We start from the raw sequence: 18972 nt of genomic DNA, 5'->3' as shown, positions 1-18972 counted from the left end.
ATGTTGAACGAAACAACGAGGATCCGGGATATGAACATATTGGGCTAACAATGAGTCAAAATGAATTTGTTTTAAAAATTCAGCGACCAAGATAAGCCCCGCATCATTGGTTAAGCTTCCGCCATCGTTGGCGACCGTGATTTCTTTTTGGGCATTGAATGTGAGCGATTTTTGTTGTAAAGTGAAAGACATAAGAACGCACTCCTTTTGTGTTTATTGTTGTTTTTATCGACTTTACAATAACATAGAGTGCGTTCTTTTTGTACACCTAGAAGGTGTGGAAACAGTTTTTTAGAAAAAAGGTCATGCCAAGGGTTAAACGGCCCTTGGCAAAATTTAGAAATCATTCAGGTTTATATTTTATGAGGCTTTTTTATCTAAAAAAATAGAGAAGAGGGATATTTATGACAGAAAAACGTTTTGAAGAAGTTTATAAGCAAGGAAAATTAACGACTGAGAAAATAATCCGTGATAATGAAACTGGCGTTTTGTATCTTGTTTATCAAGAAGGATACGGCATGGGGCTCACCGTTATGGTCGACAAAGATGGCAAGCCATTAGTGGACGAGTCTTTTAAAGATAAATAAAAGGCTTAAAACAAGTGTTAGCTTTAAAATATAGATAAGGGATTTTACGAACGTTTTGAAAAATGCTTTGTGAGATCCCTTTTTAATTTTTTCTATTGAGTTTAACGTTGCGTAACACCTTATAGTTTTAAATAAGAAAATAAAAATAAAAAGGGTGATAGCAATGAATTTCTTAGTAGAAGATACAATTGGACAATACGAACAACTATTTTCTATGAATAATAATAGTAACAGACAGGATTACTTTCGATATTCCATGATGAAACCTTTTGAAAAAATGTGGGAGACAATCAACGTTCCATTAAAGGCCAAAGCACCCAATGGATATGATGTAATAATGGCGACTAATATGCTGGGTTATCTTGATGTGTCGGAAACTGATACAGGGAAGAAAGCCTTGGAGAAGCTAAAAGAAATACAAGCGCTTAAAACAGCCTATAATACACTGGATGACTGCATTTATTTTATGGGAAAAAATAATTTAAGTGTAAATGCTGATAGATTAAGATTTGGAATGTATATAGCTGATCCAAAGAAACTTGAATTACAAAAAGGTTATTGTGGATTTGGTGGCATTCCGGGATTTATACAGGTGTCTATCTATCCTGATTCCTACAATATCCCTAAAATTCCTGCTGTCATTGCCCATGAGTTTCACCATAATATCCGCTTTTCCTATTTTGACTGGAACCATGGCGATGTAACTGTTGGTGACTATATAATCATAGAAGGATTAGCAGAGTCATTCGCCAAAGAACTCTATGGAGAGGAGCTTTTAGGACCTTGGGTAACTTCCTTTGATAAAGAAGAATTAGACTACTCTATTGAAGTAGTAAAAGATGCGTTAGATGTTAAAGGATTTGCGGAAGTTAGTAGTTATATGTTTGGTGATAAAATTTCAATGGAGCAAGGGTATAAGCCTGTAGGTCTACCCTCATTTGCTGGTTATGCTGTCGGGTTTCAAGTTGTACAATCTTTTATGAAAGAAAACAATATTGGGATTGCAGAAACGACTTTATTGGAAACACAAGAAATCAATAATATAGATGTTTAATTTTACATTATATACTTTTGGGAAAGAAAAATCAAACGTATGCGTATTTTGCATATTGACTTTTATGCGATAATTGCATAGAATATAAACGTACTTATTTTTATTTGTATGAAGCCCTTGGATAAGGCGTCTTTTGATTTGTGAGATTTAGCAAATAATCGATACTGGTGTTATGGTATTTAGCCAGTTTAATTAATGCTTCGGTTGGAATGTCTAAAACTCCCGATTCATAGCGGGAATAAGTTGTTTGGCTAATACTTAAGATTTTTGCCATATCTGTTTGACTAAGATCATTATCATCTCGTAAATTACGTATTCTATAATACATCGAATCACCTCAAGATTATTGTATATGATGTAAAAGCTGATACATTTTTTAATGCGAAAAACGCATAAATTTAATGTTAACGTAATTAAAAAACAATGATAAAGACAGTTTTACTAGTTGCTAAATAACACATAATTTAGCTTAGTTACAAAAGTAACCGATTTAATACAAATATTATTGAGTACAAGTGTTGCAAATTGTCTGCCACACTATTGAAAATAAGCTAAGTTGAGGCTCGACGTTTGCTTGACATATAATTAAATATCGGGGGAGTAACTAAATTAATTGGCTTAACCCAAATTCTTACCTTACATTATTTGTTTGGAAAGAATTTGGGTTTTTTTAGTTATGGAAGAAAGGAGAGTGTGACTTAAGTAAAGGAAAAAGATAATTAAAACACTTTTAAAATAACTAATATAGATAGAAGGAGATAATAATGGGAAATATTGTTTATACAAGAATAGATGATCGTTTAGTACATGGGCAAGTTATGACTGCTTGGGTACAAGTGACCAAGGCTAACGAGGTACTAATTGTCGATGACGACGTAGCAAAAGACACTTTTTTACAAATGGTGATGAAATCGGCAATGCCTAACAAGGTTTCATTAAAAGTAGTCACCATAAATGAAGCTAAAGACTATATTGAAAATCAAGGGAAAGGTAAAAATATCTTTATCCTTGTAAAAACGCCACTTACAGTTGAAAGATTGCATGAACAAGAAGTTAATATACAATCATTAGGTGTCGGTGGAATGGGAGCAAGAGAAGACCGGATGACCTTATATCGTAATATTTCGGCAAGTGACGAAGAAAAACGAGCCTTAATTCGCTTAAATGAACTAGGAGTAGATGTGTTTTTCCAAGTGACCCCCGATAATACAAAAGTACGGTTAAGTAATGTATTGAAAGGAGCATGATTTTAATGCAAACAAATATAATTCAAGCTACTCTTATTGGCTTGTTGTACTATTTAACTGTAGCCAATTCACCATGGTTTACTGGTCTAACGAGTGTTTCTGTTAGACAACCTATTGTGGCAGGTACAATTGTTGGCATTATACTAGGGGAACCAACACAGGGATTGATTATTGGCGCTACATTAAATGCTTTTTTTATTGGTTTTATTTCTCCTGGAGGTGCTGTTTCGAGTGAGCCAGGTATTGCAGGTATTATTGGAACATCGTTAGCTATTATGACAAATGCAAGTCCAGACGTCGCTCTTTCTTTAGCAATACCATTTGGTTTATTGGGTACCATTATTTGGAATGTACGGATGACAATTAATTCTTTTTTTGTCCATTGGATGGATAAAGTAGTAGATGAAGGAGACTATCGTAAGATTTTTTTCATTCACCTAGTACCTTCTCAAATATCAACATTTTTGATTAGTGCTGTTCCGGTATTTTTAGTTGTATACTACGGTGGCGATTCAGTTCAATGGTTTTTAAGTGTATTAGAAGGAAAACCGACAGAAATATTGGAAGCTATTGGTGGCATTTTACCTGCTTTAGGGATTGCACTAACTTTAAAAGTTATTATGAACAGAAAAGGGATAATTCCATTCTTTTTAGCTGGTTTTTTTATAGTAATATATGCAGACGTGCCAATGTTATTATTAGCAGTATTTGCTACTATAATTGCATATTTCTACTCAGATTTAAAATTTGCAAAGCAGGAGGGTTAAACCATGGAAGAATCATATCAACTACCTGAAGAAAGGCGTTTAACAAAACGAGACTTAAATAAAGCTTATTTATACTGGATTTCGCTGTCTCAAGCAACTTATAGTTGGGAGCGGATGATGGGGCCAGCAATGGCTGGTACAATGATTCCTATTATGGAGCGGATTTACCCTTCAAACGAGGAATTTAAAGAAGAAAGAAAAGAAATGATGAAGCGCCATATGCAATTTTATAATACTGAAGCTTGGTTGACAGGACCACCAGTATTATCAGTAATTATTTCGATGGAAGAAGAAAAGGCCGCAGGTGTTCCTATCAAACATGAAGATGTTTCCGGAATGAAAACTGGATTAATGGGGCCAATGGCAGGTGTTGGAGACACGTTAAGGCAAGCAACTTTGATTCCAATTATTGGTTCAATCGCAATTTCTCTAGGAACAGAAGGTAACTTTTTAGGTCCTATCTTTTATATGTTAGCTACATTAATCTTGAACTACGGTTTCTCTTATTTTTCTTTTCATTGGATGTATAAAAAAGGTAAAGAAGGAATCAATGAGATTTTTGCGAGCGGTGCATTAGAGAAGTTTATGACAATGGCAACTGCTGTTGGTGCTGTAACAATAGGAGGATTAGCGGCTAATACAGTAAATGTTACGTCCTCATTAACCTTAAACTTCGGTGAGAATCAAATTGTTATACAAGAAATTCTTGATACGATTATCCAAGGAATTTTACCATTAGGCGCTGTATTTTTAACTTTATATTTATTGGTAAATAAGAATTGGGGATCAACTAAGATACTTCTTATATTGATAGCGATTGCAATTATTGGCGTTTTAATAGGCTTTTTATAGCTGAAGAAAGGAGAAACAAGTATGCATGCGACAATTATCGGTGGTGGAAGAATTGGGAGAGGTTTTGTGGCTTCTTTATTAAAAAGAAATCACGTAGAAATAACCTTTTTTGATACAGATCAAGAATTAGTGAAAAATTTTGAACAACATAGTTCTTATACTGTTCATGTTTTGGGAAATGAAAAAGAAAATACAATTATTAACGAATATAAAATTAATCATATAAATAATTCACAGGCTTGGGCTGACGAACTGACTAAAACAGATATCATCTTTACAGCAGTTGGGGGTAAAAATTTAACCTCGCTTGGCAAAATAATTGGAAAAAATTATCAACAAGCTTTGGCAAGAGAGGACGTTCCTTCATTCATTTTGGTAACTTGTGAGAACTGGATGACTCCTGCAGAGGATCTTCAACAAGCAATTGAAACACAACTTGCAGATGCAGAAAAGTATATTTTTCAGAGACACGTAGACATTACACAAGCAGTAATTCGTGCTTCAGGTACTTCGGCACCAAACGGGGAAGAGACTATTAACCCATTGGATACTTGGGTACAGGACTATTGGGTATTACCAGTTGATGGTAAAAGGTTACAAAATCATCAAAAGCCTAATTTGCAATATTTTGAATTTAGAGATGATTTTGGCGAAATGCTTGCTCAAAAAATTTATACTAACAATACAAGTGTTGCTTTAATTGCATATTTAGGATATTTAAAAGGGATCAATTATGTAGCAGATGCTGCAAATGATTCAGATATTGAACCTATTTTAGAGATGGGCTATGAAGAAATTAACCAAGCTTTAATTTATTCGTTAGGAGTAAGTGAAGAAAGTCAATTAGAATTTTCTCGGGTAGCTGAAGCAAAATATAAAGATTATTCTATTGTAGATGAAGTTATTCGTATTGGACGTGATCCGATTCGAAAGTTGGCTTCGGATGATCGTTTAATTGGCCCTGCCAATATGGCAATGGATGCAGGGGTCAATCCAAAAGCGATTTCTTTAGCTACTGCGGCAGCAATTTATTTTGATTACCCGAAAGACCCTTCATCAGTAGAGTTGAAAAGGATTAGAGAAACACAAGGAATTGATGCTGTGCTAGAAGAAGTTTGTGGCATTTCTAAAGAGAGTACTTTAGCTAATTTAATAAAAGAAAGTATTTCAGAATTGAAAGAACATCAATGGATAAAGGGGGAAGCTTAGTGAGTAAAACAGCAGTAGTATACGGAGCTGGACAAACAGGTCGTGGCTATGCAGCTCGTTATTTACAAGAAAGTGGTTATCAGATTATTTTTATTGAAAAAAATGACCAATTGGTACAACGTTTAAATGAAGATAAACATTACGAAATTCATTTTTACCATAAGGATCGTACGCCGATCATTATTAATGATTTTCGTGTATATAATTTAGAAGAGGGGTTAAGAACGTTTCTATTAGAAGCTGATCTGATCATTACTTCTGTCGGAGAAGAAAACCTTCATGAAGTCGCAACTTCATTAGCAAAGCACTTATCTGAATATGAAGTACCCCAGTTGCTAACTTGTGAGAATGGTATTAACCCAGCTAGAGTATTAAAACAAACGCTTCAAAAAAACATGAATACTGGAAAAGATTTTGCTACTTCGCAAACAGCAGTTTTTTGCTCCACTGTTAATATAAATAGTACACGTTTAGATATTCTTTCACAGAATGAGACTTATTTTCCTTATGACTCAGATGGGTTTAATGGAACTTTGGATTTTGCTGGAGCTGTGCCAATTACAAATTTTGAAAACTTTTTAAAACGTAAAATCTATACTTATAACTGCTTAGCAGGTTTAATATCCTACTTAGGGTATGTAAAAGGTTATCGTATTTATTCAGAAGCAGCAAATGACCCAGAAATCTCAAAAATAATGAATCGTTTGTTAGGTGGTTTGAACCCTGCCTTAGCTGATTACTTTGATATTTCTTTAGAGGAACAACAAGGTTTTTCTCAAAGAGCACTTGTTAAATTTAAAGATGAATTGATGTTAGACTATGTCATTAAAAATGGACGTGCTGCAAGAAGAAAATTAGGCACAACAGAACGTATTTATGCTCCATATAAAATTTTAAAGGAGCGAGGTTATAATACTGAAATTATGACATTAGTTGCTGGAGCAGCGTTAACTTATTTAGAAATGATTGAATATGAAGGAGAAGATTATATGCCTGCTAAGGAGTTGTCGAAAATACTTAATTTAGATGATCAAGATGAATTTGTTAGGCAAGCTGTAGACTATTATTATCAAATAAAAAATAAAGAGCAATTACAATTGCTTGATTTACTATAAAAATAAGGAGAAAAATAAATGATTGATTTTTTAATTGTAACACATGGTTCACTTGCTGCTGGGTTATTAGATTCTACTAAGTTAATCGTTGGAGATGCTTCTAATATTTCGGTATTAGGCTTTGATCACGGGGATGATCCTGAAGAATTAGGACAAACTATAAAAGAAGAAATCGAGTTTTCTATAAGTAATGGAAGACAGTTGTTGGTTTTTACTGACTTATTTGGTGGAACACCTTCTAACCGTGTTGTTCTTACTATCAAACAATTAGCAAAAAGAGAGAATGTTGAAGCAATAGTAGGAGTAAATTTGTCTATGTTACTAGAAGGCTTAATGTCTGTTCCACAACGAGAAGATGTGAGAACGATAAAAGGAAAATGCTTACAAGCAGGCTTAGAAGGAATAAAAGATTTGAAAGAAGCATTTGAACTCTGATTACAAAAAATAGAGGGAAGGAAGATAAATTGTTTTTAGATACAGCTGATAAAGATGAAATTGTCAAGCTATCAAATTTTGACTGGATAAAAGGGGTGACTACTAATCCAACTTTAATACGTAATGTCCATAAAAAAAAGACAGAGCTTGATTGACGAGATAGAACAAGAATTTGACGATAAGAAGTTATTTGTGCAAGTTCAAGGAAGAAGTTCTAAAGAGATGGAAGATGATTTCTTCTATTTGTTAGAAGTTACTTCAAAAACTACGGGCTTAAAAGTACCAGCAACTGAAAATGGACTAGGATTGATCCAAAAAATAAAAAATGAACACCCTGAAAGAACAGTATTAGCAACCATTGTTTATTCGGTAGAGCAGGGATACTTGGCAGGCCTGGCAGGGTGCGATTGGATTGCTCCTTACGTAAATAGAATGGAAAATCAAAATATAAATCCTTATAAAGTAGTACAAGATATTCACCAATTATATCGTGTTCAAAATCTATCGACAAAAATAATGGGGGCAAGTTTTAAAAATCAAGCGCAGATAAGACAAACGTTACTTTCTGGTGCTGATACAGTAACTGTACCGCCTATTATAATTAAAAGTATGATGAACAATGTTTTAGCAGAAGAAAGCTTAAAAGTGTTTCAACAACATGCACAGGGGGAAGAAATTTGAAAAAGATGGCAGCGTCTTTAATGTGTGCTGATGTTTTACATCTAGAAAAAGAATTAAAATATTTAGAAGAAGCAGGGTGCGATTTGTTACATCTGGATGTTATGGATGGGATTTTTGTTAATAATATGGCAATGTATCCAGAAATGCTAGAAAAAATTAAATTTCATACTTCAATTCCATTTGATATTCATTTAGCAACAATTACACCAGAAAAATATGTTGATATGTTTACCTTTTTGCAACCTAAGTACTTATCGTTTCATGTTGAGACAGTAAAAGACCCAATTGCTTTAATAAAGAAAATTAAAGAACAAGGTATCAGACCCTCAATTGCTATAAATCCAGAAACGCCAGTAGAAGCGATTCTTCCCTATATTGAACAAGTAGATATGATTTTAGTAATGACGGTTCATACAGGTTTTGCTGGTCAGTCCTTTCTTGAGGAAACACTTGGAAAGATAAAAGAATTATATAGCATCTTATCATCTTTAAAAAATCCGCCGTTAGTAGAGGTTGACGGCAATATCTATTCTGATACTATCCAGTTAATGGAAAAAAGTATGCCTGATGTCTTTGTCTTAGGGACTTCTGGGTTATTTTATGATAAAAATGATATTAGTTATAAGCAACGAATAGAAGAGCTTCGTCAGATCATACAAACATACCAATAAAAAATAATGATTTATCTTTTATAACTTCAATCACTTTTTCGATATCTATTGACAATTTCACTTATTTCTTGTAATATTCAGAAAAATATTAAAATTCTGCGAAGAGAAAAGTAGGTTCGAAAAACATTTAGAGAGATCTTGGTTGGTGAAAAAGATCTGTTGGAAGAATTGAAAATGGTCTCTGAGAAAAATTGTTGATAGGTAAACAGTTTCGGGTGATGTCTACTCGTTAAAAAAAGGCACCGATAGTATGTTTTGTCGGCATAAGAGAAGGAAACTTCTAAAAAAAGGTGGTACCACGATTATTCGTCCTTTTATCAGTATTTAATGCTGGTAAAAGGACTTTTTTTTATTTTAAAAAATAGTAGGAGGAGATAGAAATGAAAAAGGGATGGAAAAAGCTAATAGCTGGTTTTTTAACAGTTGGAGCAATTACGTTATTTAGTGCTTGTGGAGCAGGAAGTAGTGCAGGAGGCGACGACTCTGGGGAAACAGAGACAGTTAGGTTAGGAGTTGTAGGCGAGAATAATGAAGATTGGGAATATGTCCAAGAAGGGCTTGAAGAAAAAGAAAATATTGAGTTAGAAATTATTCCATTTACCGATTATCGCGGGCCCATTACTGCGTTAGAAGATGGTTCGATCGATCTACATGCAACTTTGACAGAAATTTTTATGGATGAAGTAAATGAAGAAGGGGGCTTTAGTAATACTACCATTGCTTACACATCATTAAATCCATTGGGTATTTTTTCTGATAAGATTGATGATGTGGAAGATCTAGAAGATGGAGCAAGTGTAGCCATTCCTAATGATGTTTCAAATGAAAGCCGCGCGTTATTGTTATTACAACAAGCAGATTTAATCGAATTAGATGAAGATAAAGGAAATATGCCTACGACAAATGATATTACAGCAAATCCAAAAAACTTACAGTTTGAAGAATTAGAGGCAAATCAGACAATTCGTGCTTTGGGCGATGTAGATATAGCTTGTGTGAATAATAATGTGGCAGTAGATGCTGGCTTTGTTCCCACAGAAGATGCCATTTTCTTAGAACCAGTCGCCGAATCTTCTGAGCCCTATTATAATGTGATTGCTGCACGTGAAGACGAAACAGACAACGATGTGTATCAAACGGTTGTTGATTACTATCAAACAGATGAAGTCAAAGAAGTCATTGATGAACAAACCCAAGGATCAAGTATCCCTGTGTGGTAATTGTGATTTGAACTTATATTATCGTTAAAAGCTTGCAAGATGAAGTTTTCCATCTTGCAAGCTTTTTTTGTTTTGAATTATATCTATTCTTTTAAGATTTCTTCCTGCAATCTTATTTTTTAATACATGATTTCGAAAAAGTAAAGTTAATGTACTGAGTTGATATTGATCTAGATCTATTCTCTTGGCTAAATCTTTTTGATAACAATAGTCAACTAGCTGGTATAAAAAAGAAAATTCTTTTTTTACATCATCCAACTTATTATCATAAAAATCAAAATCTAAAAAATTACGTACAAGACATTTATACAAGTATTGTTTAATCTCTTGATTAAGTTCTTTACGAGAATAAAAGGTAGTAATAATACGTTAGGCCGGATATTTTTATATTTTTTCTCCTTGACTTAAAGTTCAGGTTAAGATGTAGGATCAATTTAAAAAGTAAGATAAAGAAAAGGAGAATTACTGTGCAAAAACCTTATGTTACTATTCACACTCATACATCTTTAGATGGAAAAATAAATGCTATGGATTTGCCAGAGTTTCGTTCAGCAAGTCGACAATATCAAGAGTTGTCTTTGGATCCAGATAAGCAAATTTTCAATATCCAAGGATTTTTAAATGGCCGAATTACAACAGATGATAATATGACTCATTATCGTAAGCCAGAAGTAAATGAGAACGCCCCGCTTGTTCCCGAAGGAGATTTTATTGCAGAAGGTGATGCTTCAATGTATTACGTTTCAATAGATCCTTCAGGAAAATTAGGTTGGCAACAAAATTATGTCACTTATGGGAACCGTGAATCACATATTATTGAAGTGCTAACCGAACAAGCTAGCAATGCCTATAAAGACTTTTTGCGTCGTTTAGGTATCTCTTATTTTATCGCTGGGGAAGAAACGTTGGATAAAGCGCTTGTTCTTCATAAATTGGTGACATTATTTGGTATGGAACGTGTAATGATTGGTGGTGGTGGTACTCTAAATTGGACATATTTACAAAATGGATTTGTGGATGAAGTAAGTATTGTTATGGCGCCTATTGCAGATGGGGACCCAGACATGCAGACATTATTTATGGCTAGAGAACCTATTTCAACCATTCAACCAATATCTTTTTCATTACTAGATGTTCGTCAATTAGAAGATAGTACTGTTTGGCTACGTTATAAAGTAAATAACTCATAGGAGTGAGCCGAATATGAAAAAAAGTATTATTGCTTTTTTACCACTTACTTTTTTATTTGCTAGTTGTTCAACAAATGATACAAATCAGGAAAACAGAACGACAGAAGATTCGCAAACCGCTGATAATACAGAAGTTTTAGCAGAGAACTTAGAAGTTCCTTGGTCGATTGAAAAAGATGAGGATACGTTTTATATGACAGAACGAGAAGGAACGATTGTTCAGCTAGAAGATGGAGATCTTAATCGTCAGCAAGTTCATCTTGATGAAGACGTATCGACTGCTGCTGAAGCAGGGTTGCTTGGTTTTGTTTTAAGTCCTGATTTTTCACAGACCAATGAAGCATTTGCTTACTATACTTATGAAAATGAAGAGGAGCAATTTAATCGTATCGTACGCCTACAACTATCTGAGGACCAATGGCAAGAAACAGAAGTCCTATTAGATCAAATCCCTAGCGGTTCCTATCATCAGGGAGGAAGACTAAAAATAGGACCTGACAATAACTTATATGCTACTACTGGAGATGCAACAGAACCTTCATCAGCACAGGATACTGATTCTCTAGGAGGAAAAATTTTACGTTTAAGTCTTGATGGAACTATTCCAGAAGATAATCCTATGGAAAATTCTTATGTATACAGTTACGGTCATCGTAATTCACAAGGAATAACGTGGTCAGAAGATGGACAAATGTACGCTAGTGAACACGGGGACGATGCAAACGATGAAGTGAATTTAATTGAAGCAGGAGAAAATTACGGGTGGCCAGAAATTGAAGGCGAAGAAGAACAGGAAGACATGGTGGCTCCATTATTTACTTCTGGTGAAGATGAGACATGGGCCCCTTCTGGCGCTACTTACCATGATGAAAGTTTATATGTTGCTGCTTTGCGAGGAAGTGCGGTTTTAGAGTTTGACTTAGAAAATAATGAGGTACAAACGCTTGTTTCAGATTTTGGAAGAATCCGTGATACTTATGTTGAAGATGACGATTTGTACTTTATTACGAATAATTTAGATGGTCGTGGGAATGGCAGAGATAACGATGATCGGCTTGTCAGGATAAATCTTACAGAGTAGGTCATTAAAGTATAATATACTTTAAGAAAAGCAAGTGAACTGACAAATAAAGCAAGGACTGATACAATCGAGGTGGAGTGAGTGTACAAAGGAATACTTACCTACTGATTTCATCACTTAATTGGGAACCAATTTTTTCTTGTTAACTTGAAAGGAGGCGAGCTAGGACTCTTTTTATAATCGTAACAAAGAATGAATTAAAAAAAGAATGTTGAATCGATATAATTGAGAGGAGAAACATAATATGAGTATTTTAACAGAACACTACACTTTATCTAATGGAGTAAAAATTCCTAAAATTGCTTTTGGTACTTGGCTAGTTGAAGATGAACAAGTGATTCAACCAGTCACAGACGCAATTAATTCGGGGTATCGTCATATTGATACGGCCCAAGCCTATGAAAATGAGCATGGAGTAGGTGAAGGTATACGTAATTCTAATGTGGCACGTGAAGATATTTTTGTCACAACCAAATTAGCTGCTGAAGTAAAGACATATGAAGAAGCAGAAAAGGCTATTAATCAATCATTGGAAACGATGGGTGTCGATTATTTAGACATGATGATTATTCATAGTCCACAACCTTGGGCTGATTTTAATAGCGAGAATCGTTATTTTGAAGGAAACTTAGAAGCTTGGCGCGCTATGGAAGAAGCTTATAATGATGGTAAGATTCGTGCTATTGGCGTTTCGAACTTTGGCCAAGAAGATCTTGAAAATATTTTGCAAAATGGCACTGTAAAACCAGTGGTCAACCAAGTTCTTGCTCATATAAGTAATACACCTTTCAATTTAATTGAATTTTGCCAAAAGAACGATATTTTGGTTGAAGCTTATTCCCCAGTGGCTCATGGCGAAATATTAAATAACCAAGAAATAAAAGACTTAGCGGAAAAATATAATGTAAGTACAGCACAATTGAGTATTCGTTACTGCCTACAATTAGGCTTATTACCATTGCCTAAGTCTGAAAATCCAGATCATATTCGCAGCAACGCTGAAGTAGATTTTGAAATTTCTGCAGAAGATATGGATAAATTAAAACATATGGAACGCATTAAAGATTACGGTGATGCTAGTGGCTTCCCTGTATTTGAACAAGATTTAAATTAATGGATTATTTATTTAATAGGAAAGGAGCTTTTTTATGAGTGGTTGGACCAAAGAAGAATTAGAAGCTATTTCTAAAGATGATAATCTATATATATCAATCCCCAATCCAGATGGATCGATGCATAGACCTGCCTGGATTTGGATTGCCCAAGCCGGAGATGACTTATATTGTCGTGGGTATGCTGGAACTTCTGCGCGCTGGTATCAATCAGCGCAAAGAGAAGGGCAAGGTCATATTTCTGTAGGGGGCGTTGAAAAAGATGTGCGTTTCGAATTTCCTACAGATGAAGAAACCAATGATCGAGTGGATGAAGGCTACCGTCAAAAATACGAAGGCAGTCCGTATCTTCCTCCGATGATCAGTAAACGAGCACGACAAGCTACAGTACGACTTATTCCAAAAGATTAGAAGATAAATTAAAATAAAAAGGAAGCTTCTTTTAAAGGCTAGTGTCTTTAAAAGAAGCTTCCTTTTTATTTATGTTTTATTCATGGTAGTGACGAATTGTATGGATAGTTTTAGCGATGCTGTAAGGTGTTGGATCATCAAACTCATTATCAGCGTTAATATTTAGCTGATCTGAAAACATATGTTCATATTCGTCTATAGATAATTTTGTGCGCTGATCAAAAAGATTTTTATGCACATTTGGTAATAAATACTGTTGATAGCCTTCAACTAAACGCATACTAAAAAATTCTGCCACTGAACCTGAACCATAACTGAATAAACCAACCCGTCCATTTGTTGGTAGATTTTCATTATTTTCTAGAAGGGATATCAGTCCGAGATACAACGACCCCGTGTACATATTTCCTGTTTTTCTGCTATAAATCGTACTTTGTTCATAACGAGTGAGAAAACGTTTTTTTTCACTTTCGGAGACATCCTCTAAAATGGAATTGAAAGCTTTTTTTCCCATTTTTGTATAAGGGATATGAAAAACGAGGGCAGCATAGTCAGAAAGTGAAGTATGATTTTTTTGAATATTTTCCTTCCAAACTTTTTGAAAAGATTGGATATATGTTTCATTTGAAAGTTGTCCATCGACTAAAGGAAAATTGTAACCAACAGGACGCCAAAAATCATAGATATCTTGCGTTAACATGATGTTATCATTTTCAAAAGCTAGAATTTTAGGTTCAACACTTACTAACATAGCCACAGCACCCGCACCTTGTGTTGGTTCCCCACCAGAAGCAAGTCCATATTTTGCAATATCTGTAGCAATAACCAGGACTTTTTTATTTGGATGTAAGCTAACATGATCTTTGGCAAATTGTAGACCAGCTGTTGCTCCATAGCATGCTTCTTTAATTTCAAATGAACGAGCAAATGGTTGAATACCTAAAAGGCGATGTAATACGACTGCTGAAGCTTTAGATTCATCGATTCCAGATTCAGTAGCGACAATCATCATATCAATTTGGGCCAAATCGTCAGCATTCAAAATGTGTTGTGCTGCATTTGCAGCAAAAGTAACAATATCCTGTGTTTTAGGACTTACAGCCATTTGGTCTTGACCAATGCCAATATGAAATTTGGCAGGATCGACTCCTCGAGCATGCGCAAGTTCAGTCATGTCTATGTAATAAGGGGGGATAAAAAAACTAAGTTTATCGATACCGACGTTCATAAGAATCTCCTTTAATTAATATATATATTTAAAATTAACATACTTTAATAAGTTTAGGGAGATCAAACCCACAATTTAAAGATTATTAAAGATTGAGCTGTAAAGCATAAGAGAGAAAAAGAACGGTTTGTTTTTTTCTAAAAGAATGCTATAGTTCATTTTGGAGGTGACAATGTGAAAGAAGTCGTAATTATCGATGCCTTAAGAACGCCCGTCGGAAAATATCAAGGACGCTTAAGTCAATTATCAGCAGTAGAGCTGGGGACAACCATAACCCAAAAACTTATAAGAAAAAATAAGACAGCGGCATCAGCGCTTAAACAGATCATTTTTGGCAATGTATTACAAGCTGGAAATGGGCAAAACCCTGCAAGACAAATGGTTTTAAATAGCGGATTATCTGCCTCTGTCTATGCTTCAACAATTAACGAAGTTTGTGGTTCTGGAATGAAGGCTATTTTTTTAGCAGCACAATCACTTCGTTTGAACGAAGCAGAGGTGATATTAGCTGGTGGAACCGAAAGTATGAGTCAAGCGCCTCATTTAACTTATTATGATCAACAAAGTGATACATATTCTCAACCAAACCCCGTGATGCTTTCGGATGGTTTAACTGATGTGTTTAGTGGCCAACATATGGGATTTACTGCTGAAAATGTAGCAGAAAAATATAATATAACTAGAAAAATGCAAGATGCTTTTGCGCTACAATCGCATAAAAAGGCAGCTGATGCACAAGAGAAAGGCTATTTTGCTGAAGAAATATTACCAGTGGAGTTAAAGGACGGCCTGATGGAACAAGATGAAGGTGTTAGAAAAAATACCTCTATGGAAAAATTAGCGAAACTAGGTCCTGTTTTCAAGCAGACCGGCTCTGTAACTGCAGGGAATGCTTCAACGATTAATGATGGCGCTTCTGCTGTTATGCTAGCAACTAAAAATTTTGCTTTAGAAAATGACCTTTCTTATTTAGCTGTTCTTAAAGATACAATAGAAGTAGGTATTGATCCTAAAATCATGGGGGTTTCTCCTGTTAAGGCAATTGCGCAACTACTTGAACGAAATGAATTAAAGTCAGAAGACATAGATCTTTTTGAGATTAACGAAGCTTTTGCCTCTTCTTCCATTGCTGTGCAACAAGAATTAAATATTCCTGAAGAAAAAATCAATCTTTGCGGTAGCGGAATTTCTATCGGACATGCTATTGGAGCTACTGGAGCGAGGATTATGACAACAGCTTGCCATCAATTAGGTCGTATAAATGGGCGGTACGCGGTTGTTTCCCTGTGTGTAGGAGGAGGTCTTGGATTAGCAGCATTAATTGAAAGACCTACGGAAAAGAAGTCTTCTCGTTTTTATGAGTTATCTAGACAAGAACGCTTAGATCAGTTAGTTTCTCAACAAAGAATTACCACACAAATGCAAAATGAGCTAAACCAAAATGTTTTATCGGAAAAAATCGCCTCGAACTTAATAGAAAATCAAATTAGTGAAACTTCCATTCCGATGGGTGTTGTAGAAAATATCAAAGTAAACCAAAAAGAATATTTAGTACCTATGACCACTGAAGAACCTTCTGTCATAGCCGCTTGTAATAATGGTGCTCAATTGGTTAAAAGAGCGGGTGGGTTTGCTGCTACGATGACACAAAAGAATGTTCGTGGTCAGATTGTTTTTATGAATATTCAAGACAAAGAAGGTATTGTAAGACAAATAAAAGAAAATCAGACGTCTATTATGGAAAAAGCTAAACAAGCTTATCCTTCAATTGTCAAACGTGGCGGAGGATTAAAAGATATTGAAATTCGTGATTTTACTGAAGATCCGAGTTTTCTAAGTGTGGATTTAATTGTTGATACTCAAGATGCTATGGGAGCAAACATGATAAATACAGTGTTAGAGGCTGTGGCTACACTTTTTCGGCAATGGTTTTCTGAAGAGATCTTATTTAGCATTTTAAGTAATTACGCTACAGAAGCAATAGTTTCAGCTAATTGTTATGTTTCGTTTACTGATTTGGGCAAAGGAGATGCTGCAAAGGGAGAACAAATTGCGAAAAAAATTTCTGCAGCTTCCGATTTTGCTCAAATCGACCCATACCGCGCCGTTACGCATAATAAAGGTATAATGAATGGGGTTGAGGCTGTTGTGCTTGCTACTGGAAATGATACCCGAAGCATGAGTAGCGCTGTTCATGCTTACGCAGCTAGAAATGGAAAATACCAAGGATTAAGCCAATGGAAAATAGAAGAAAAGTATTTGAAGGGGACCATTGAATTGCCACTTGTTGTCGCTACAGCTGGAGGAGCTACTAAAGTTTTGCCAAAAGCGCAAGTCGCATTGCAAATAATGGATGTAAATAATGCAAAAGAGCTTGCTAAAGTGATTGCTGCTGTTGGTTTAGCGCAAAATTTAGCAGCTATTAAGGCTTTAGTGACAGAGGGTATCCAAAAAGGACATATGGCGCTACAAGCTCGATCGTTAGCTTTGAATGCTGGAGCTAAAGCTTCTGAAGTCCAAAAAGTAGCTAACCGATTGAAGAAAAAACAAATGAATGAAGAAAACGCCCGAAAGATTTTACAAGAACTAAGAAATAAATAGAGTTGAAAAAGCCCAAAAGAATTCTTTCGGGCTTTTTTGAGTATAGGCTTGTTTATTTAGCTGGCGATAAGACCGTAATTTTTGTGACTTATGTCCTGAGTTTAATTTCAGGACATCGTTTTATCGGACTTATGACCTAAGTGGCCATTCAGGACATAAGTTTGTCGTAATTATGTCCTGAAAGCCACTTTTACCTCATAAATTTGGCCGATCTATGTCCTGAATTCAATTTCAGAACATAAGTCTATAAAAGTTATGACCTGAATAGACTTTCAGGACATAGCTTTTTAAAAATAGTGGGTTAAAAGAAATTAGCGGCAAAGTTAGGAAATAATTTGCTACGTTTTTCTTTGTTAAAGAAATAATAATGATCACTGTTACATACGGTTAATAATTTCGTCGACATTTTTAATGGTAACTGAAATCGTCCCATCTGGATTATTAATAAATTCAATAAGTTCAGGATCGCGATAAACATCAAGAGGCACTACAAGTTCGATACCATTTGAAAGTTTTAGTTTTTGTTTGCCGTATTTCTTTTCGGAAATTTCTTTTACTTCGCGCATCATCGGTGCTTGATTTGTAACACCTTGTTCTTCAACTTCTTCTGTAAAGGACATCTTTGCAGTTACGTTATCTTTAAAAACTTGTTCAGCAACTTGTTTGGTATCAATTTGACCATGTTCTTCAATCGTATCATAAACGGCTTCTTTTACATCTGCTACTAAATTATAACTAGGTGTGTCGAATTTTTCGCCGATTTCTTCGGCTGTTTTTTTAATAACTTTGACATGATCTTCCAAAGAAGGTGTAGGCTGTGATTCAATCACTTTAGTAGAAAAATAGTTCATTTTCTCACCTGAAAAAGTATAGCTTTTTTCGATGAGCTCAAAGGAAAAATCTGACAAATTGATTGTTATTCCTTCGTCAGCTTTTTGCCCTTTTCCTGGCAAAATTGCTCGATTAATAATAAGATCATTTTGAATGCCTTGTTCATTTGTGTCGACATAATGGGTGAATCCTTCGGTGTATTTAACCTTTAAAAAAGCAATATAAGTCATTTCATCAAGTTCATATAAAACAACGAAAACATCGCTATCAGGCGCATCTTCACTTTGCTGATAAACCTCGTACCAGCGGCTCACAAAAGCTTCACTAAAATGAATAAAATCTTTTTCGGCCTGTTGGGTTAATTGAGCAATTTCGGAATCTGGAGCTAAAGTCCCTGTTTTTGTTTGTGAACTTGCCAGTTTTTGAATCTTTTTTGTTAAGTAATCCCGTATATACTCAATACTCAAGTCTAATGTCATTTGTGAAAAAACAGGGTCCCCTGATTTTCTATCAATAATGTGCATGATCGCTTGTTTTAAATAAATATCCATAAATTTCTTCCTTTCTTTTTCCATTCTTATAGTGTACAAAAAAATTTGACGTGAGGAAAGCTTAAGAAGAAAGATGACTTTATAAAAACGGAGACTTCTGAGTTTTTCATAAAAATAATTGTTCAATCA

The 18972-nt window shown here is 34.9% G+C and carries 21 protein-coding genes, 1 pseudogene and 1 other annotated feature; of the genes and pseudogenes, 17 read left to right on the top strand and 5 right to left on the bottom strand.

The window, feature by feature from the left end; translation table 11 throughout:
* Positions 1–192, bottom strand: a pseudogene (locus G577_RS0103710) (IS1380 family transposase); the annotation flags it as partial.
* Between the two features lie 212 nt (positions 193–404).
* Here G577_RS0103710 and G577_RS0103705 point away from each other — a divergent pair.
* Positions 405–587, top strand: coding sequence for a DUF6440 family protein (locus tag G577_RS0103705; protein WP_028790022.1), 183 nt, complete (start codon positions 405–407; stop codon positions 585–587).
* Positions 588–750: 163 nt separating this feature from the next.
* Complete coding sequence (locus G577_RS0103700) at positions 751–1641, top strand: DUF2268 domain-containing putative Zn-dependent protease (protein ID WP_028790021.1); 891 nt, start codon at positions 751–753, stop codon at positions 1639–1641.
* 100 nt (positions 1642–1741) lie between these two features.
* Here G577_RS0103700 and G577_RS0103695 read toward each other — a convergent pair whose 3' ends face one another.
* Positions 1742–1969 (bottom strand): helix-turn-helix domain-containing protein, encoded by a 228-nt coding sequence (locus G577_RS0103695; RefSeq protein WP_028790020.1) that lies wholly within the window; start codon positions 1967–1969, stop codon positions 1742–1744.
* Positions 1970–2405: 436 nt separating this feature from the next.
* On the opposite strand from G577_RS0103695, the gene G577_RS0103690 reads away from it, so the two are divergent.
* The 10 genes from G577_RS0103690 (at position 2406) to G577_RS0103650 (ending at position 9838) form a co-directional block, all read left to right on the top strand.
* Positions 2406–2888: a PTS sugar transporter subunit IIB gene (locus G577_RS0103690; protein WP_028790019.1), complete on the top strand. Its 483-nt coding sequence runs from the start codon at positions 2406–2408 to the stop codon at positions 2886–2888.
* 5 nt (positions 2889–2893) lie between these two features.
* The gene (locus tag G577_RS0103685; RefSeq protein ID WP_028790018.1) at positions 2894–3655 is read left to right on the top strand and encodes a PTS mannose/fructose/sorbose/N-acetylgalactosamine transporter subunit IIC; all 762 of its coding nucleotides are present in this window, start codon (positions 2894–2896) and stop codon (positions 3653–3655) included.
* A gap of 3 nt (positions 3656–3658) precedes the next feature.
* Positions 3659–4507 carry a PTS system mannose/fructose/sorbose family transporter subunit IID gene (locus G577_RS0103680; RefSeq protein ID WP_028790017.1) on the top strand — a complete coding sequence of 283 codons (849 nt, stop codon included), beginning with the start codon at positions 3659–3661 and terminating at the stop codon, positions 4505–4507.
* A gap of 21 nt (positions 4508–4528) precedes the next feature.
* Positions 4529–5716: a mannitol dehydrogenase family protein gene (locus G577_RS0103675; protein ID WP_028790016.1), complete on the top strand. Its 1188-nt coding sequence runs from the start codon at positions 4529–4531 to the stop codon at positions 5714–5716.
* A complete protein-coding gene (locus G577_RS0103670; RefSeq protein WP_211219222.1) occupies positions 5716–6831 on the top strand; it encodes a mannitol dehydrogenase family protein in 1116 nt (371 codons plus the stop codon). The genes G577_RS0103675 and G577_RS0103670 overlap by 1 nt, the downstream gene beginning before the upstream one ends.
* An 18-nt stretch (positions 6832–6849) precedes the next feature.
* The gene (locus tag G577_RS0103665; RefSeq protein ID WP_028790014.1) at positions 6850–7266 is read left to right on the top strand and encodes a PTS sugar transporter subunit IIA; all 417 of its coding nucleotides are present in this window, start codon (positions 6850–6852) and stop codon (positions 7264–7266) included.
* A gap of 29 nt (positions 7267–7295) precedes the next feature.
* Entirely contained in the window at positions 7296–7421 is a 126-nt protein-coding gene (locus G577_RS12690; protein WP_197052299.1) for a transaldolase family protein, read from the top strand.
* Positions 7414–7947, top strand: a complete 534-nt coding sequence (locus G577_RS11005) for a transaldolase family protein (protein ID WP_051176627.1) — start codon at positions 7414–7416, stop codon at positions 7945–7947. Before G577_RS12690 ends, G577_RS11005 begins: the two co-directional genes overlap by 8 nt.
* Before the next feature lie 5 nt (positions 7948–7952).
* Positions 7953–8618 carry a ribulose-phosphate 3-epimerase gene (locus G577_RS0103655; RefSeq protein WP_244869443.1) on the top strand — a complete coding sequence of 222 codons (666 nt, stop codon included), beginning with the start codon at positions 7953–7955 and terminating at the stop codon, positions 8616–8618.
* A gap of 89 nt (positions 8619–8707) precedes the next feature.
* Positions 8708–8935 (top strand) — a binding site (T-box leader).
* 63 nt (positions 8936–8998) lie between these two features.
* Entirely contained in the window at positions 8999–9838 is an 840-nt protein-coding gene (locus G577_RS0103650) for a MetQ/NlpA family ABC transporter substrate-binding protein (RefSeq protein WP_028790012.1), read from the top strand.
* 24 nt (positions 9839–9862) lie between these two features.
* Here the strand turns inward: G577_RS0103650 and G577_RS11000 are convergent, their stop codons facing one another.
* Positions 9863–10096 (bottom strand): hypothetical protein, encoded by a 234-nt coding sequence (locus G577_RS11000; RefSeq protein ID WP_155988482.1) that lies wholly within the window; start codon positions 10094–10096, stop codon positions 9863–9865.
* Between the two features lie 209 nt (positions 10097–10305).
* On the opposite strand from G577_RS11000, the gene G577_RS0103640 reads away from it, so the two are divergent.
* The 4 genes from G577_RS0103640 to G577_RS0103625 all read left to right on the top strand — a co-directional run bounded on the left by G577_RS0103640 (position 10306) and on the right by G577_RS0103625 (position 13632).
* Positions 10306–11028, top strand: a complete 723-nt coding sequence (locus G577_RS0103640; protein ID WP_028790011.1) for a RibD family protein — start codon at positions 10306–10308, stop codon at positions 11026–11028.
* A gap of 13 nt (positions 11029–11041) precedes the next feature.
* Entirely contained in the window at positions 11042–12109 is a 1068-nt protein-coding gene (locus G577_RS0103635) for a PQQ-dependent sugar dehydrogenase (protein ID WP_028790010.1), read from the top strand.
* A 244-nt stretch (positions 12110–12353) separates the two neighbouring features.
* Entirely contained in the window at positions 12354–13223 is an 870-nt protein-coding gene (locus tag G577_RS0103630) for an aldo/keto reductase (RefSeq protein ID WP_038026929.1), read from the top strand.
* Positions 13224–13257: 34 nt separating this feature from the next.
* Positions 13258–13632: a DUF2255 family protein gene (locus G577_RS0103625; RefSeq protein WP_028790008.1), complete on the top strand. Its 375-nt coding sequence runs from the start codon at positions 13258–13260 to the stop codon at positions 13630–13632.
* Positions 13633–13708: 76 nt separating this feature from the next.
* Here the strand turns inward: G577_RS0103625 and G577_RS0103620 are convergent, their stop codons facing one another.
* The gene (locus tag G577_RS0103620) at positions 13709–14860 is read right to left on the bottom strand and encodes a hydroxymethylglutaryl-CoA synthase (protein ID WP_028790007.1); all 1152 of its coding nucleotides are present in this window, start codon (positions 14858–14860) and stop codon (positions 13709–13711) included.
* Positions 14861–15034: 174 nt separating this feature from the next.
* Between G577_RS0103620 and G577_RS11760 the strand changes: the two genes are divergently transcribed.
* Positions 15035–17461, top strand: coding sequence for a hydroxymethylglutaryl-CoA reductase, degradative (locus G577_RS11760; RefSeq protein WP_081675723.1), 2427 nt, complete (start codon positions 15035–15037; stop codon positions 17459–17461).
* Between the two features lie 377 nt (positions 17462–17838).
* Here G577_RS11760 and G577_RS0103605 read toward each other — a convergent pair whose 3' ends face one another.
* Positions 17839–18843 carry a nucleoid-associated protein gene (locus G577_RS0103605; RefSeq protein WP_028790005.1) on the bottom strand — a complete coding sequence of 335 codons (1005 nt, stop codon included), beginning with the start codon at positions 18841–18843 and terminating at the stop codon, positions 17839–17841.
* Between the last annotated feature and the right edge of the window lie 129 nt (positions 18844–18972).

This window comes from Tetragenococcus muriaticus DSM 15685 (assembly GCF_000423785.1).
In the GTDB taxonomy this organism is placed as follows: Bacteria; Bacillota; Bacilli; order Lactobacillales; family Enterococcaceae; genus Tetragenococcus; species Tetragenococcus muriaticus.
Note: the sequence above shows the minus strand (reverse complement) of the source record. Positions and strands in the feature narration are given on the sequence as shown.